The organism is Streptococcus sp. 27098_8_69, from assembly GCF_041432445.1.
In the GTDB taxonomy this organism is placed as follows: domain Bacteria; phylum Bacillota; class Bacilli; order Lactobacillales; family Streptococcaceae; genus Streptococcus.
In genome coordinates this window covers 18280-35619 of sequence record NZ_JAPVZO010000025.1, presented here as the reverse complement: position 1 = coordinate 35619, position 17340 = coordinate 18280, and the positions used below count along the sequence as shown (strand labels likewise).

Here is a 17340-nt window from a genome sequence, read left to right as displayed (position 1 = left end):
GGGTGTTATACGGAGGGGGCAAAATCTAAAACCTATTCAATAGTCATTAAGAGTGACGACCATCTTTTCCAGAAGAAATTTCAGGAAACACCTTATTTTAAAGAAATGGCCAGACATCGCTATAAAATTGAAGCGAAGAATGCCGAACTAAAACAGAGACATGGCTTTGATGTCGCAAGGGCATCGGGTCTTTTCAACATGGAGTTACAGGCAGCCACAAGCATCTTTGTGGTCAATATGAAACGAATTATGACCCTAATAAATAAAAAATAACCGAGGAATTCGCTCAAAGTGATGAGTGATTCCTCGGTTTTCATTTCATTAAAAGTAAGAGAGCTGCTTTTTCAGTAGACTCGACTCTCGTCTTGGTTTCTTTTTTTAGGGCGGGAATGAGTGATTTTTTTACTAAATAGGACTTGTGAATAGGCTTTTAACTTGAAAATTTTGCAAAATCCTTAGAAAACCTGTAAAATAGAAAAGATGAACAAATAGGAGGTTCCTTGTGTCAAAAAAGGAAATCAATATTAACAATTATAATGATGACGCCATTCAGGTGCTAGAAGGGTTGGATGCGGTCCGTAAACGTCCAGGGATGTATATTGGATCGACTGACGGTGCTGGGCTACATCACCTAGTCTGGGAAATCGTAGATAATGCGGTTGACGAAGCTCTGTCTGGATTTGGTGATCGTATTGACGTAACGATTAATAAAGACGGGAGTTTAACGGTTCAAGACCACGGACGTGGGATGCCAACGGGAATGCACGCTATGGGAATTCCAACAGTTGAGGTGATTTTTACCATCCTTCATGCCGGAGGAAAATTCGGACAAGGTGGTTACAAGACTTCTGGTGGTCTCCACGGGGTTGGATCTTCTGTCGTGAATGCCCTCTCTAGTTGGCTGGAAGTGGAAATTACGCGTGATGGTGCAGTCTACAAGCAACGTTTTGAGAATGGTGGAAAGCCAGTAACAACTCTTGAAAAGGTTGGAACAGCACCTAAGTCTAAAACAGGTACCAAAGTGACTTTTATGCCGGATGCTACTATCTTTTCTACGACAGACTTCAAGTACAATACCATTTCAGAACGTCTCAATGAGTCAGCCTTTCTCTTGAAAAATGTAACCTTGTCATTAACGGACAAACGAACAGATGAAGCAATTGAATTCCATTATGAGAATGGGGTGCAGGACTTTGTTTCCTACCTCAACGAAGACAAGGAAACCTTGACACCAGTTCTCTACTTTGAAGGCGAAGACAATGGTTTCCAAGTGGAAGTAGCCCTCCAGTATAACGATGGATTTTCAGATAACATCCTGTCCTTTGTCAATAATGTTCGCACTAAGGACGGTGGAACGCATGAGACAGGGCTTAAGTCTGCCATTACCAAAGTCATGAATGACTATGCGCGTAAGACAGGTCTTCTCAAGGAAAAAGATAAAAATCTTGAAGGTTCAGATTACCGTGAAGGACTAGCAGCCGTTCTTTCTATTTTAGTTCCTGAAGAACACTTGCAGTTTGAAGGACAGACTAAGGATAAACTAGGAAGTCCCCTTGCTCGTCCTGTCGTAGATGGGATTGTAGCTGATAAGTTGACTTTCTTCCTCATGGAAAATGGAGAATTAGCTTCTAATCTCATTCGTAAGGCTATCAAGGCGCGTGATGCCCGTGAAGCAGCACGTAAGGCGCGTGACGAGAGTCGTAATGGCAAGAAGAATAAGAAAGACAAGGGTTTGCTTTCTGGGAAATTAACCCCAGCCCAGTCTAAAAATCCAGCTAAGAATGAACTTTACCTAGTCGAAGGAGATTCTGCCGGTGGTTCTGCTAAGCAAGGCCGTGACCGTAAATTCCAGGCTATCTTGCCTCTTCGAGGTAAGGTTATTAATACAGCCAAGGCTAAGATGGCGGATATCCTGAAAAATGAAGAAATCAACACCATGATTTATACTATTGGTGCTGGTGTAGGGGCAGATTTCTCTCTTGAAGATACCAACTATGACAAGATCATTATCATGACCGATGCGGATACCGACGGTGCTCACATCCAAACTCTTCTCTTAACCTTCTTTTATCGCTATATGCGTCCACTAGTCGAAGCTGGACATGTCTATATCGCCCTTCCACCTCTTTACAAGATGTCAAAAGGTAAAGGTAAGAAAGAGGAAGTAGCCTACGCATGGACGGACGGGGAACTAGAAGAACTACGTAAGCAATTCGGTAAAGGTGCTACCCTCCAACGCTACAAAGGTCTTGGTGAAATGAATGCGGACCAACTCTGGGAAACAACCATGAATCCTGAGACACGCACCCTCATCCGTGTTACGATCGAAGACCTGGCACGCGCAGAACGTCGTGTCAATGTCCTTATGGGAGATAAGGTTGAACCACGCCGTAAGTGGATCGAAGACAATGTCAAGTTTACGCTGGAAGAAGCGACTGTGTTTTAAAAACTGTCAAGAAATACAAATGGAGGACAAGATATGTCTGAAAATATTAGTGAAGAGCAAGTAAAAGAAGCTCTTGAAAGTGGCTATGCGCAATCTGAGGCCTTATTAAACGATAAAGATGAATTAGATGATTTTTTGTACCGTTTGGAGCAAAAAATTAAAGAGATGCCATTGGTTGGTAAGAAATTTACAATGATCCCAGTCATGATTTCTTTAGTGAAAAATTATGCTCAAGGGAAATACACAACGGTTCCTTATGGAACTATTTTAGCCGTTTTAAGCGCACTTATTTATTTCCTTTCCCCAATTGACATTATTCCAGATTTTATTCCGTTAGCAGGCTACTTGGATGATATGGCTGTTGTAGGACTTTGTATGAATATGGTCAAAACAGACATTGAAACCTATGATAAATGGCGTCAGTCTCAAGGATTGATCTGAAAAATCGTCTATAGTTCTTAATTTTAGATCTCTAAAAGAGGTATAAATCATGATAAGTATATTGTCCGAAACTCCTTTTCTTGTGATTGTCCTGGTTCTATGTGTAGTTACGTATATGATTGCTAAACCAGGAAAACCTGAGACAATTCGCTTTCTTGAATTTTTACTATTAACCATAGTAACTGCAAGTGTCTTTTTATTTGATAATCCATTTAGGTCTTATCCTTATGCAGGTTTGCTCTTCTATGTTTTTGACTTTTATATTTTCACACCAGTTAGCTTAGCTTTTGGTTTCACAGGCGTTTATAAAAGTATGAAACATCTCAAGCATTATCCTAGTGCATATTCAAATCTTCTAAGAGTGAATGCCTGGTTTTTAGCAATATTTTCGATTGTTAACTTCCTCTTTTTAATGCTGACTGAAGAAATGGGAATTCTGTTTCTATTACCATTTTTTGGAATTAGTTCTATCATTCAATTTATAGTTGGAGAGCTAGAAAGAAAACGAGTTCAGAAGCTTCTTCAGCAAAGAAATGAAGATGCTGTTATTCAGAACATAGAGACCACTGAGGAAGAACCACATGAGAACTGACCAGGAAATACTTGGACTGATTTTAGAAATAGCTAAAAAGTTACAGGTTGATGCTGTGGCACTATCTGGTTCACGTACAAATCAAAAGGTTCAAACAGATGAATTTCAAGATTACGATGTGGTCTATGTCGTTGAGAATTTTTAAGAGACTATTTCAGATTTATCTTGGCTGGACCAGTTCGGCAAACGAATCATAGAGCAAGAGGTTACTCTTGGACATCGTCGTCTTTACCTCATGCTTTTTGAAGATGGTAACCGCATTGATTTAACCCTCTGTCCTAAAGATCATATCAACGAGTGGGTGGATAGTGAGGCAGGATTCACAGTTTTAAAAGACGAAAAAGGTTTGTTTGAATCGTATCTGCCTAATCCTAAGCTCTACTGGACTGCTCCACCCTCAGAAGAGGAATTTACAGCATCCTGCAATGAATTTTGGTGGGTGTCGGCTTACGTGGTCAAAGGAATTTGTCGTAAGCAAGTCATCTATGCGGCGGACCATCTCTACGGTATTTGCCAGCAGGAATTGTTAAAAGTCTTGGCTTGGCAGGTAGCAAGGAAGCTTACGAAAAACTCAGCAAATTTTTCAAAAATTATGCTGGGCTAACGAGTATGAGCTACGAGAAAGAGACAGAAGCTATTAACCATTTACTCAAGGAGCTAAAAGATACGGACTACCAAACTCCTCTTGCAACCCTAAATTTGACAACTCATGTAGAAACCTTGACAAAAGCGCAGGCTTAGTTTGAAAAAGCCTATAAGGAGCGCTTGGCTGAGCAAAAAAGGCAAGGCACCTAGTCAAAACAAGGAAGGCTGTGCAAAACTACAAGAAATCTATGACTTTCTTGTGGATTTTACTGCAATCAACGCCTACGCTTATCCTGAAAGAACTCACGTGGTCAATCTCCGCGACCACCTCAACACCATCCGCAGCCGCTACAAAAAACGCAAACCTGCTATGAAGGTAACGGAAGCAGTGGGGAGTGTTAATTAAGCCTGATAGATTTGGAGGAATAGAAGATGATTATCAGACCTGCAAACAGAAAAGATTGTCAAGCTATTTATAGCCTTTATCAAAGTGAAAAATGGCTTTCTTTTACAGAGGAAAAAGTGACAGCTCTATTTTCAACAAATCTGTCTCATTACTTGGTGCTTGAAGAGGACCAGAAAATCCTTGGCTTTGCCCGTTATCTGACGGATGAAGTGCTGACGACCTTTTTAGCTGAAATAATTATTGATAAATCCTACCGCAGAAAAGGTCTGGGACAGCAGCTGATTGAGGAGATCCACAAAAAATATCCTTTGACACGGATTGAATTAATATCTGAAGCAGATGGATTTTATCGGTCAATAAGTTTTAAGCCTGTTGGTACAGGATTTAGAAAATCTGAATGAAAGGAGACAGCCAATGACGCTTGACAACAAACTGGGTCTGACAGATTCGCTTGAACTAGCCAAGATGGTTATGCGACAGAGGCTGCCCAAGCCTGTCTAGACTTTGCTTTTCAGCAGGCTGGCTTGTCAGAAGTTTACTCTTTTACATCCTTACTCAATCAACTTTCGCAAAAAGTTATGCAAAAACTGAGCATGGAATTTGTCAAAGAATTTGATAATTAAAAAGTTCCAGCAGACAGTCTGCTTTATAGACATGTCCTATACAGAATCAAGAGTTTCCACTAAAAAGGCAGGTATTCCAATGAGAACTGAAACCGAGATGTTTGATGTGATTTTGCAAACCGCAAAAGTGCTACAGGTCGATGCTGTCGCCATGTCCGGTTCGCGGACAAATTCACAAGCTCCAAAAGACGAATTTCAAGACTATGATGTTGTTTATGTCATGGACGACTTAGATAATTTGACGAGTGACCTTGCTTGGTTGGACAAGTTTGGCACACGTATCATTGAGCAACATAATATCCTAGGCAACCGTCGTCTCTATCTCATGCTATTTGAAGATGGCAATCGGATTGATTTAACCCTCTGCCCCAAAGACCACATTCAAGAGTGGGTAGAAAGCGAAGCGGATTTCACGGTGCTAGAGGACACTAAGGGCTTGTTTGAGACCTATTCTCCAAGTCCAGAGCGTTACTGGATAACCCCAGCTACTGAGACGGATTTTGAAAAATCTTGTAATGAATTTTGGTGGGTGTCAGCCTACGTGGTCAAAGGAATTTGTCGTAAGCAAGTCATCTATTCGACTGACCATCTCTACGGTATTTGTCAGCAAGAACTTCTGGAAATCTTAGCTTGGCAGGTCGCAAGAGATAGAGGAGCAGTCGACATCGGTAAGAACTACAAGTACCTCTTTAACTACTTGCCTGCTGAGAAGGAGAAAGAATTCTCAAATCTGCTTGATTTCTTAAGTTTAGACAAAATCATTCAATCTTTATTGGCTACGATGCAACTTTTCCACCAAGAAGCTCAAAGACTTGCCCAAAAGATGGGCTTTGACTACGATAAAGAAGTGGCGGAGAAGATGATTGAGTATGCTAAGGAAAAACTTCAAAGTACTAAGTAAATAAAGAAAATAATTCATAACTTTAAACTACAGAAGGATAGTTTGGTTATTTATAGTAACTAAACACCCTTTCTATAAAATCTACTCTACATTCTTTGAAAGGAGTTGAACACGCCCTAAATGCTGTGTGAAAACTCCTGACGTATCTTTTAAAACGTATTTTAAACTACAGAAAGGATAATTTGGTTACTAGAGGTAACTGAACACGGGACTAAGACTTAGGAAAAAGATAAATCGTCTAGGGTTCATTGAACTCTGCATCGATTTCCTATTTTTCTACAGAAATTTTCGGCAAGCCGAATCGTCCCTTTGTATCTTATATGAGTAATATCCAAAATATGTCCTTGGAGGACATCATGGGAGAGCGCTTTGGTCGCTACTCCAAGTACATCATTCAAGACCGGGCTTTGCCAGACATTCGTGATGGATTGAAGCCGGTTCAACGTCGTATTCTTTATTCGATGAATAAAGATGGCAATACTTTTGACAAGAGCTACCGTAAGTCGGCCAAGTCTGTCGGTAATATCATGGGGAATTTCCACCCACACGGGGATTCTTCTATCTATGATGCTATGGTTCGTATGTCCCAGGACTGGAAAAACCGTGAGATTCTAGTTGAAATGCACGGTAATAATGGTTCAATGGATGGAGATCCGCCTGCGGCTATGCGTTATACTGAGGCTCGTTTGTCTGAGATTGCAGGCTACCTCCTTCAGGATATCGATAAAAAGACAGTTCCTTTTGCTTGGAACTTTGACGATACGGAGAAAGAGCCAACTGTCTTACCAGCAGCATTTCCAAACCTTTTAGTTAATGGTTCAACTGGGATTTCAGCTGGTTATGCCACAGATATTCCACCGCATAATTTGGCTGAGGTCATTGATGCTACGGTTTATATGATTGACCATCCGACTGCCAAGGTTGATAAGTTGATGGAATTCTTGCCTGGACCAGACTTCCCTACGGGAGCTATCATCCAAGGTCGTGATGAGATTAAAAAAGCCTATGAAACTGGTAAAGGGCGCGTGGTTGTTCGTTCTAAGACGGAAATTGAGAAGCTTAAAGGTGGTAAGGAACAAATCGTTATCACTGAGATCCCCTACGAAATCAATAAAGCTAACTTGGTCAAGAAAATCGATGAAGTCCGTGTCAATAACAAGGTGGCAGGTATTGCTGAGGTTCGGGATGAGTCTGACCGTGATGGTCTTCGTATCGCAATTGAACTGAAGAAAGATGCGAACACGGAGCTCGTTCTCAACTACCTTTTCAAGTATACTGACTTGCAAATCAATTACAACTTCAACATGGTTGCGATTGACAATTTCACACCTCGTCAGGTTGGGATTGTACCAATCTTGTCTAGCTATATTGCCCACCGTCGTGAAGTGATCTTGGCGCGTTCTCGCTTTGACAAGGAAAAGGCTGAAAAACGTCTCCATATCGTGGAAGGTTTGATTCGTGTCATCTCTATCCTGGATGAAGTTATTGCCCTTATCCGTGCTTCTGAGAACAAGGCTGACGCTAAGGAAAACCTCAAGGTCAGCTATGATTTTACAGAAGAACAGGCTGAGGCCATTGTTACCTTGCAATTGTATCGTTTGACCAATACAGACGTTGTTGTCTTGCAAGAAGAAGAAGCAGAACTTCGTGAAAAGATTGCTATGCTTGCGGCTATCATCGGTGACGAACGAACCATGTACAATCTCATGAAGAAAGAACTCCGTGAAGTCAAGAAGAAATTTGCGACTCCACGTTTGAGTACTTTAGAAGATACAGCAAAAGTGATTGAGATTGATACAGCTAGTCTTATCGCTGAAGAAGATACTTACGTCAGCGTGACGAAGGCTGGCTATATCAAACGTACTAGCCCTCGTTCCTTTGCAGCTTCAACACTTGAAGAAATTGGTAAACGGGACGACGACCGATTGCTATTCGTTCAATCTGTCAAAACTACCCAGCATCTCTTAATCTTTACAACTCTTGGAAATGTCATCTATAGACCAATCCATGAGTTGGCAGATATTCGTTGGAAGGATATCGGAGAACATCTAAGCCAGTCTATTACAAACTTTGAAACCAACGAAGAAGTGATCTATGTAGAAGTTGTGGATCAGTTTGATGATGCGACAACTTACTTTGCAGCGACTCGCCTTGGACAAATCAAACGTGTCGAACGAAAAGAATTCTCTCCATGGAGAACCTACCGTTCTAAATCTGTCAAATATGCTAAGTTGAAAGACGATAGTGACCAGATTGTAGCAGTAGCTCCGATTAAACTGGATGATGTTCTCTTGATTAGTCGAAACGGTTATGCCTTACGCTTTAACATCGAAGAGGTTCCAGTCATCGGTGCCAAGGCTGCAGGTGTCAAAGCCATGAATCTCAAAGCAGATGATGTGATACAAGCAGCCTTTATCTGCAACACTTCATCTTTCTATCTTTTGACGCATCGTGGAAGTCTTAAGCGCGTTTCGATCGAGGAAATTCCAGCAACCAGTCGTGCTAATCGTGGTCTTCAGGTCCTTAGAGAATTAAAGAGTAAACCACATCGCGTCTTTTCGGCTGGAGCGGTGGCAGAACAAGGATTTATCGGAGATCTCTTTAGTACAGAAGTAGAAGATGGGGAACAAACTCTAGTTATCCAATCTAATAAAGGAACGATCTATGAAAGTCGATTACAAGATTTGAATTTGTCAGAACGAACCAGCAATGGAAGCTTCATTTCTGATACTATTTCTGATGAAGAAGTTTATGATGCTTATCTTCAGGAAGCTTATACAGAATTTGAATCTAAGAAATGATAAAAACAATGAAAAGGTTTTCGTTGAGAAATTTCTTAAGCTATAGATTTAAGAGTTGAATTTGATTATATATACAAAAACGAACAGTGATGATTCCCAACTGATAGGGACTCAAGCCTGTTCGTTTTCTTGTTTTTATTGGTATAGACCGCCTGTTATTTAATTGTGAAATTATTAATATGTGGTCAATTATTCAAGCTAGATTAATAAAAAAATAATATTTTTTAAGAAAACGATTGCATCACATCTGTTTTTATGTTATACTAATATCGTTTCAAGAAAGCGCGTTCAAGAAATGTAGTTTGATTAATCTAAAAGGAGTTTTTTATGTCTCAAAACAAACAAGATAAAGGATTTCGTTTTTCTATTCGTAAACGTAGTGTTGGAGTATGTGGTGTTGCCATTGCAACATTTTTGCTAGGTTCTGGCCTTGTATTTCAAACAAATGTAGTAAAAGCAACAGAGCCAAGCGTTGCTGCAGTTGCTGGTGAAAATATTGCTGCTCATAAGTCTGCAAGTCAGAGTTCGACTGCTTATGGTGCAGATGCTTCTAGAGCGGTTGACGGCAATCGAGATAATGACTACGGCCATCGCTCAGTTACTCATACAGATTTTCAAGATCATTCTTGGTGGAAAGTTGATCTAGCAAAAGAAGAAGGTGTGGGAACTGTTCGTATTTACAATCGTGGAGACAGTAATGTAGGGGATCGTTTATCTGATTTTGATGTTATTTTGTTAGATAAAGATGGTAAGGAAGTAACTCGTCAACATGTCGAAAGCTTAAATAATCAACCAACAATTGATGTTCAATTCTCAGGAGTTAATGCACGATATGTAAAAATTGAATTAAATAAATCTAACACTCCTCTTAGTTTAGCAGAAGTTGAAGTATATCGTGCTGTAGAAGAAGAAAAAGTAGTAGCAGATAAGAAAACAGAAAACAAAGTTGAAACAGAAAATAAAGCTAAAAAAGATTATACTGCAGAGCTAAATAACTATTTATTTGGTTTAAATTATGATAAATTAAATATTTTAACTAGAAAAGGCGAAGCGTTAGAAAATTACACTAATACAAGCACAAAACAACAAGGAAATGAATTTGTGGTTGTGGAAAAAGTGAAGAAAAATCTTTCTAATGGTTCTGCTGATGTTGCCATTAATGGCAACGGAGATATTTTCCTAGGTGCTTTGTTTAAAGCAAATCAAGACCTTCTAGAAAATAAACCACAACAAATTAGTTTAGATCGTAGCAAAGGTAGAATTAGTGTTGATTTACCAGGAATGGTAGGCGGAGATAGCTATGTAGATGCTAATCCAACTGTAAGTGGTATGCAGGAAGGTGTAAATACCTTGTTAAATCGTTGGCATGAAAAATATGCTGGGAATAACCCTGCTCCAGCACGTATGCAGTACGAATCAACTTCTGCTTATAGCATGAATCAATTAAAAGCAAAATTTGGAAGTGACTTTGAAAAAATTGGAGTTAATTTAAAAATTGACTTTGAAGCTGTCAATAAAGGTGAAAAACAAATTGAGGTAGTTGATTTTAAACAAGTTTACTATACTGCTAACTTTGATGCTCCAAAAAATCCATCAGATGTATTTGCCTCAGGAGTAACAGTTGATCAATTGAAAGCACGTGGAATTGATGAAAATACTCCTCCTGTATATGTATCAAGCGTATCATACGGACGTCAAATGTATGTTAAGTTTGAAACAACAAGCAAGAGTACCGAGTTGAAAGCAGCAATCAATGCTGTAATCAAAGGAGTGCCAATTAAACCAGAATCTGAATGGGCACGTGTTTTAAAGAATACAACTGTAACAGTTTCAATCGTAGGTGGAAATGCTGATGGTGCTGCACGTGTTGTGACAGGTACAGTAGAAGATTTGAAGAAATTGATTCAAGAAGGAGCTTCTTTCAGTACGCAAAACCCTGCTGTTCCGATTTCTTATAAGACTGCATTCTTGAAAGATAATCAAGTGGCCACAATTCAAAGCAATACAGATTACATTGAAACTAAAGTGACTTCATACAAAAATGGTTACCTCAATTTACAACATAAGGGAGCTTATATCGCTCGTTACTATGTTTACTGGGATGAAGTAACTTATGATAAGGATGGAGTTGAAAGCATTCGCTCACGTCAATGGGAAGATAATGGTAAAAACAGAACAGCTGGCTTCCAAACTGAACTTCAATTTAAAGGAAATGTACGTAATGTACGCGTGAAGATTCAAGAAAAAACAGGTCTTGCTTGGGAACCATGGCGTACAGTTTACAATCGTACAGACCTTCCTCTTGTTCAAAAACGTACAATTATTAACTCAGGTACAACAATCAGACCAAAATACGATGAAAAAGTTGAAAATAACTAATTTTTCACTTGTAAAAGGAATCAGTCCCAGTGACTGGTTTCTTTTTTAGTAAAATTTTCAGAAAATTACAAAAAATACTTGAATTTTTTAGAGAATAGTGTAGAATAGAATACATAGTTTTGATTAGAATAGAGGAGATTGTCATGACAGTTACGATTGATTGGGAAAATCTCGGTTTTTCCTATATGAAACTACCTTATCGTTATATCGCTTATTTTAAAGATGGACAATGGACTCAAGGAGAATTAACAGAAGACGCAACCTTGCATATTTCCGAATCATCTCCAAGCCTTCACTATGGACAGCAAGCATTTGAAGGGTTAAAAGCCTATCGTACAAAGGATGGTAGTGTTCAACTTTTCCGTCCAGATGAAAATGCTAAACGTCTGCAACGTACCAGTGATCGTCTCTTGATGCCACAAGTTCCAACAGAAATGTTTGTAGAGGCTTGTAAGGCAGTCGTCCGTGCCAATCAAGAATACGTACCACCTTATGGAACGGGTGGAACCCTTTATCTTCGCCCGCTGTTGATTGGTGTCGGAGATATCATCGGGGTAAAACCAGCAGAAGAGTATATCTTTACCATCTTTGCTATGCCGGTTGGAAATTACTTCAAAGGTGGACTAGTGCCAACAAACTTCTTGATTCAAGATGAGTATGACCGTGCTGCACCGAATGGAACAGGAGCTGCTAAGGTCGGAGGTAACTATGCAGCTAGTCTTTTACCAGGAAAAATGGCTAAATCCCGTCATTTCTCAGATGTTATTTATCTTGACCCATCAACTCACACCAAGATTGAAGAAGTTGGTTCAGCAAACTTCTTTGGGATTACAGCTGATAATGAATTTGTAACGCCATTGAGTCCATCTATCTTGCCATCGATTACCAAGTATTCATTGCTTTATTTGGCAGAGCATCGTTTGGGCTTGAAACCTGTTGAGGGGGATGTGCCAATTGATAACTTGGATCGATTTGTAGAAGCAGGTGCTTGCGGTACTGCAGCAGTCATCTCACCAATTGGAGGAATCCAACACGGTGACGACTTCCATGTTTTCTACAGTGAAACAGAGGTTGGTCCAGTGACTCGTAAACTATACGATGAATTGACAGGTATCCAATTTGGTGATATTGAAGCGCCAGAAGGTTGGATTGTAAAAGTAGATTAAAAATTATTAAAGGAGTTCTTTATGAAAACGAAAAAGTGGATGTTAACAGCAGGAGTGGTCCTGAGTACAGCAGTTCTTCTTGTAGCTTGTGGGAAAGCTGACAAGGAAGCAGATGCACCTACAACCTTTTCTTATGTCTATGGAGTAGACCCATCATCTTTGGACTACAGTATCGCAACTCGTACTTCAACAACGGATATCATCGGTAACGTCGTTGATGGTTTGTTGGAAAACGATGAATATGGGAATTTGATTCCTTCCCTCGCTGAGGATTGGAGTGTCTCACAAGACGGTTTGACTTATACTTATAAACTTCGTAAAGGGGTTAAATGGTATACTTCAGAAGGTGAAGAATACGCTGAAGTAACTGCGCATGACTTTGTTACAGGGTTGAAACACGTAGCAGATGGCAAATCAGACGGTGTCACTCTTATTCAAAACTCAATCAAGGGCTTGAATGAATATATGACTGGTGAGACTAACGACTTCTCAACAGTTGGTGTTAAGGCAGTAGATGACTATACTGTTGAGTACACTCTAAATGCACCTGAAACTTTCTGGAATTCAAAAGTAACTTCAGCAACTATGTTGCCAGTAAATGAAGAATTCCTCAAAGCATCAGGTAAGAATTACGGAACGGTCAGCCCAGCTGGTATTCTTTATAACGGTCCATATATCTTGAAGACATTGACTTCAAAATCTTTAATCGAATATGAAAAGAATCCAAATTATTGGGATAAAGAGAAGGTTAAAATCGAGAAAGTTAAATTAACTTACTATGATGGTTCAGACCAAGAATCCTTGATCCGTAGCTTCTCTTCAGGTGTTTACACAACAGCTCGTCTCTTCCCAAGTAGCTCAAACTTTGCTTCTACTTTGGAACAATACGGAGATAAAATTACTTACAGCCCACAGGATTCAACTAGTTACTACTTTACCTTTAACGTAAACCGTCAATCTTTCAATAAGACAGCGAAAACAAGTGAAGAACAGAAAACTTCTACAAAAGAAGCAATGTTGAACAAGGACTTCCGTCAAGCAATCAACTTTGCCTTCAACCGTCATTCTTATGCTGCCCAGCTCAATGGTGAAGATGGTGCGGACAAGATTATTCGTAATAGCCTAGTACCAGACAATTTCGTTCAATCTGGTGGTAAAAACTTTGGTGATATCGCTCAAAAAGAATTGGTCAACTATGGAGACCAATGGAAAGGTGTTGAGCTCGTTGACGGAAAAGATACCATCTACAATCCTGACAAAGCCAAAGCTTCATTTGAAAAAGCTAAGAAAGAATTGGAAGCAAAAGGTGTAACCTTCCCAATTCACTTGGATGTTCCAGTTGAACAGACAGATACCATTGCCGTTCAACAAAGCAATTCCTTTAAACAATCAATCGAATCAACTCTTGGTTCAGAAAATGTCGTGATCGATGTCCTTCAGATGACTGATAACGAGAAGGAAAGCATTACATCTCAAGCACGTGTTCCTGCTCAAAAAGACTATGACTTGAACAGTACTGGATGGGCTCCAAGTTACCAAGATCCAGCAAGTTATCTCAATATCATGGATCCTAAGACCGGTTCTGCTATGAAACACCTTGGTATTACTAAAGGAAAAGATAAGGAAGTAGTAGCTCAACTAGGTTTGGACGAATATAAGAAACTCTTGGATGATGCAGTTTCTGAGAAAAATGACTTGGATAAGAGATATGAAAAATATGCTAAAGCTCAAGCATGGCTCACTGATAGTTCTCTCTTGATGCCAACAGCTTCATCAGGAGGTTCACCAGTTGTCAGCAACGTCGTTCCATTCTCTAAACCTTACTCACAAGTAGGTATCAAGGGTGATCCATATATCTTCAAGGGAATGAAATTGCAAAAAGAGATTGTAACGGCTAAAGAATATCAAGCAGCTCTTGAAAGATGGCAAAAAGAGAAATTGGAATCAAACAATAAATACCAAAAAGAACTAGAAAGTCATGTCAAATAAAATAGACTAGTACTTTTGGAATAAAGGGGTCTATATGGAATGGATTAAACTAATAGGGATAGTTATCATTGTGATTGGTTTTATCTATAAGTTAGATACCATTGCAACGGTAGTCTTAGCTAGTTTAGTTACCGCTCTAGTTTCTGGCGTTTCTCTTGTTGAGTTCTTGGAAATTTTGGGAAAAGAATTTAGTAATCAACGAGTTCTGACGATTTTTATGGTAACCTTGCCACTGGTAGGTTTATCTGAAACTTTTGGCCTCAAGCAACGTTCGATTGACTTGATTCAAAAGATAAAGGGACTAACAGTTGGAAGTTTTTATACAGTGTATTTCTTTTTTCGGGAACTCGATGGTTTCTTTGCCATTCGTCTTGGAGGACATCCGCAGTTTGTAAGGCCTTTGGTTCAACCCATGGGACAAGCAGCAGCAGAGTCTCAATTAGGTAGAAAATTAACGGAGCAGGAGAGCGAAGCGCTAAAAGCGCGTGCAGCAGCAAATGATAATTTCGCAAATTTCTTTGCTCAAAACACTTTCGTTGGTGCAGGTGGTGTCCTCTTGATAGGGGGCACACTGGACCAATTAGGTTACGAAAGTAATTATGCAGGAATTGCTTCAGCTTCGCTTATAGTTGCAGGAATTGCCCTATTTATAGTTGGGATTTACAATTACCTGTTTGATAGAAAACTGCTAGCAAATAAGGTTAGTAAAGGGAAAGAAGAATGACCAATCTAGCAAGACAGTTATTAGAGTTGACCTATATTGTGATTGGTTGTCAATTCCTTCATACAGCTTATTGTAGCTATAAAGATAAAACAAACCCAGTTCGCTTTGGAACGGCTGGGTTTTGGGCTTTATTGGGCATCAGTTTTATCGGTGGTTCCTATCTACCTTCTGTCTGTATTGGAGTTATCGTAGTGCTATTAGCCCTGCTAACTCTCTTTAAACAGGTTCGTATCGGAACCTTACCGTCTCTGGATGAAGTCAAGGCAAACATTGAAGCTAAACGACTAAAGAATAAAATTTTTATTCCAGTCATGTTAATGGCTTTGATTGCTTTGGTATTAGCAAAAATGATCCCTGAGTTTAGTAAGATTGCTATCAGCCTTGCAGCATTTTTTGCAACCATCTCTCTTTTATTGATTACTAAGAGTTCTCCTAAAAACTTGTTAGCAGAAAATAATCGCATGGTTCAGCAAGTCTCTACTAGTGGGATTGTGCCTCAACTTTTAGGGGCTTTGGGAGCAATTTTTACCGTTGCAGGCGTTGGAGACTTGATTTCGCATTTAATCAGCGGTCTAGTTCCTTCGGGTAGTCGTTTTATGGGTGTGGTAGCTTATGTCCTTGGGATGGTTTTATTCTCTATGATAATGGGGAATGCTTTTGCGGCTTTCACAGTCATTACTGCTGGAATTGGAGTTCCCTTTGTATTTGCTTTGGGAGCTGATCCAATCGTGGCTGCAGCTCTAGCAATGACGGCAGGTTGCTGTGGAACCTTATTGACTCCAATGGCGGCTAACTTTAATGCTTTACCGGCAGCTCTCCTGGATATGAAAGATCCAAATGGGGTTATCAAAGCGCAAGTAGGAGTGGCTGTTATCATGATTATCCTACATATATTTTTGATGTACTTTTTGGCATTTTAGCAAAGGAAATAAAATGAAAATATTAGTAACAGGTTTTGATCCTTTCGGTGGTGAAAAGGTCAATCCAGCTCTGGAAGCTGTTAAATCATTACCATCTGAGATTCATGGAGCTGAAATTCATTGGGTAGAAATCCCAACAGTCTTTTATCAATCAGCAGAGGTATTAGAAACAGCAATCGTCCGCTTTCAGCCAGATGCGGTGCTTTGCATTGGACAAGCAGGAGGAAGAGCTAGTCTAACTCCTGAACGAGTTGCCATCAACCAAGATGATGCTAGAATCCCTGATAACCAAGGGAATCAGCCGATTGACACTCCTATACGCCTGGACGGTCAAGCAGCCTATTTTAGCACACTACCTATTAAGGCAATGGTTCAATCCATAAAAGAGGAAGGGCTACCAGCTACAGTTTCCAATACAGCGGGAACCTTTGTTTGCAATCATCTGATGTATCAGGCTCTCTATTTAGCGGATAAGAAATTTCCCGATATGAGAGCAGGTTTTATGCATATTCCTTATATGACAGAACAGGTGATCAATAAACCTAATACATCATCTATGAGTTTAACTGATATCGTCAGAGGTATCGAAGCTGCGATTGGTGCTATCGTAGATTATAAAGATAAGGACATAAAATTAGTGGGTGGGGCAACCCACTAACAATGAATCTTCCCTAGATTAAAAAATAAGATTTTGTCACAAAAACTCTTTATCAAGGTTGTCTTGATAAAGAGTTTTTTCTTGCCAGTTTTTTAAATTTCTTGTACAATAGGAAGAGTGAAAAGAGGTATCGTATGAGTAAAAAAGATAAAAAAATTGAAATTCAATTAACAGACGCAAGTGTTTTAGTTGGTAAGGAAAAGTATGAAGGGTATACTTTAACGATTGGTAAAAAGGTTATTGGTGAAATTGCTGAACTAGATAATCAATTTGCGATCATAAAGAATGGAAATGTCGATAGTTTTTATAAAAAACTTGAAAAAGCTGTGGAAATTTTGATTGAAAATTATAATTTAGCAAAATAAAGCTTGTTTTTTGTAAATTTTCATGATATAATAGTTTTCGTTGAACATTGGAGAGATAGCGAAGAGGCTAAACGCGGCGGACTGTAAATCCGCTCCTTCGGGTTCGGGGGTTCGAATCCCTCTCTCTCCATTTCACTTTTGGGGTATAGCCAAGCGGTAAGGCAAGGGACTTTGACTCCCTCATGCGTTGGTTCGAATCCAGCTACCCCAGTTCTTAGGTAATAAATTCAAGGATAAAAAGAAAAATATCTTAGGGTATTTTATTTTTATAATTGAAGGACGTGAACGATATAACATGTCTTTGCGGGTGCTTAGGAAAAAATTATAAGTATGTCAAGTTTAAG

At 39.5% G+C, this 17340-nt stretch carries 13 protein-coding genes, 2 tRNA genes and 4 pseudogenes; all 19 read left to right on the top strand.

The window, feature by feature from the left end; translation table 11 throughout:
• A partial coding sequence (locus O3658_RS08685; protein ID WP_371560889.1) for a transposase occupies positions 1–273 on the top strand: 273 nt, incomplete at its 5' end.
• Positions 274–502: 229 nt separating this feature from the next.
• A complete protein-coding gene (parE, locus tag O3658_RS08680) occupies positions 503–2446 on the top strand; it encodes a DNA topoisomerase IV subunit B (protein WP_371560887.1) in 1944 nt (647 codons plus the stop codon).
• 273 nt (positions 2447–2719) lie between these two features.
• Positions 2720–2818, top strand: a pseudogene (locus tag O3658_RS08675) (YkvA family protein); the annotation flags it as partial.
• A 118-nt stretch (positions 2819–2936) separates the two neighbouring features.
• Positions 2937–3479: a hypothetical protein gene (locus tag O3658_RS08670; protein ID WP_371560885.1), complete on the top strand. Its 543-nt coding sequence runs from the start codon at positions 2937–2939 to the stop codon at positions 3477–3479.
• A pseudogene (locus O3658_RS08665) lies at positions 3469–4032 on the top strand (aminoglycoside 6-adenylyltransferase); the annotation flags it as partial. The gene O3658_RS08670 and the pseudogene O3658_RS08665, both read left to right, overlap by 11 nt.
• Positions 4023–4470 (top strand): annotated as a pseudogene (locus O3658_RS08660) (DUF6261 family protein); the annotation flags it as partial. The pseudogenes O3658_RS08665 and O3658_RS08660, both read left to right, overlap by 10 nt.
• A gap of 26 nt (positions 4471–4496) precedes the next feature.
• Entirely contained in the window at positions 4497–4871 is a 375-nt protein-coding gene (locus O3658_RS08655) for a GNAT family N-acetyltransferase (RefSeq protein WP_371560883.1), read from the top strand.
• A gap of 66 nt (positions 4872–4937) precedes the next feature.
• A pseudogene (locus O3658_RS08650) lies at positions 4938–5156 on the top strand (GNAT family N-acetyltransferase); the annotation flags it as partial.
• A gap of 16 nt (positions 5157–5172) precedes the next feature.
• Positions 5173–5994, top strand: coding sequence for an aminoglycoside 6-adenylyltransferase (locus O3658_RS08645; protein ID WP_371560881.1), 822 nt, complete (start codon positions 5173–5175; stop codon positions 5992–5994).
• 320 nt (positions 5995–6314) lie between these two features.
• On the top strand, positions 6315–8795 hold the full coding sequence (gene parC, locus O3658_RS08640; RefSeq protein WP_371560879.1) for a DNA topoisomerase IV subunit A: 2481 nt from the start codon (positions 6315–6317) through the stop codon (positions 8793–8795).
• Between the two features lie 327 nt (positions 8796–9122).
• The gene (locus O3658_RS08635) at positions 9123–11174 is read left to right on the top strand and encodes a thiol-activated cytolysin family protein (RefSeq protein ID WP_371560877.1); all 2052 of its coding nucleotides are present in this window, start codon (positions 9123–9125) and stop codon (positions 11172–11174) included.
• Between the two features lie 143 nt (positions 11175–11317).
• Entirely contained in the window at positions 11318–12340 is a 1023-nt protein-coding gene (locus O3658_RS08630; protein ID WP_371560875.1) for a branched-chain amino acid aminotransferase, read from the top strand.
• Positions 12341–12361: 21 nt separating this feature from the next.
• Positions 12362–14329, top strand: coding sequence for a peptide ABC transporter substrate-binding protein (locus O3658_RS08625; protein ID WP_371560873.1), 1968 nt, complete (start codon positions 12362–12364; stop codon positions 14327–14329).
• A gap of 34 nt (positions 14330–14363) precedes the next feature.
• On the top strand, positions 14364–15053 hold the full coding sequence (locus tag O3658_RS08620; RefSeq protein WP_045763732.1) for a DUF969 domain-containing protein: 690 nt from the start codon (positions 14364–14366) through the stop codon (positions 15051–15053).
• Positions 15050–15973 carry a DUF979 domain-containing protein gene (locus tag O3658_RS08615; RefSeq protein WP_371560870.1) on the top strand — a complete coding sequence of 308 codons (924 nt, stop codon included), beginning with the start codon at positions 15050–15052 and terminating at the stop codon, positions 15971–15973. Before O3658_RS08620 ends, O3658_RS08615 begins: the two co-directional genes overlap by 4 nt.
• 13 nt (positions 15974–15986) lie before the next feature.
• Positions 15987–16631 carry a pyroglutamyl-peptidase I gene (gene pcp, locus O3658_RS08610; protein WP_371560868.1) on the top strand — a complete coding sequence of 215 codons (645 nt, stop codon included), beginning with the start codon at positions 15987–15989 and terminating at the stop codon, positions 16629–16631.
• A 134-nt stretch (positions 16632–16765) separates the two neighbouring features.
• Complete coding sequence (locus tag O3658_RS08605) at positions 16766–16996, top strand: DUF2969 domain-containing protein (protein WP_371560866.1); 231 nt, start codon at positions 16766–16768, stop codon at positions 16994–16996.
• A 49-nt stretch (positions 16997–17045) separates the two neighbouring features.
• Positions 17046–17126, top strand: a tRNA-Tyr gene (locus O3658_RS08600).
• A gap of 9 nt (positions 17127–17135) precedes the next feature.
• Positions 17136–17207 (top strand) — tRNA-Gln (locus tag O3658_RS08595).
• Positions 17208–17340: the final 133 nt, after the last annotated feature.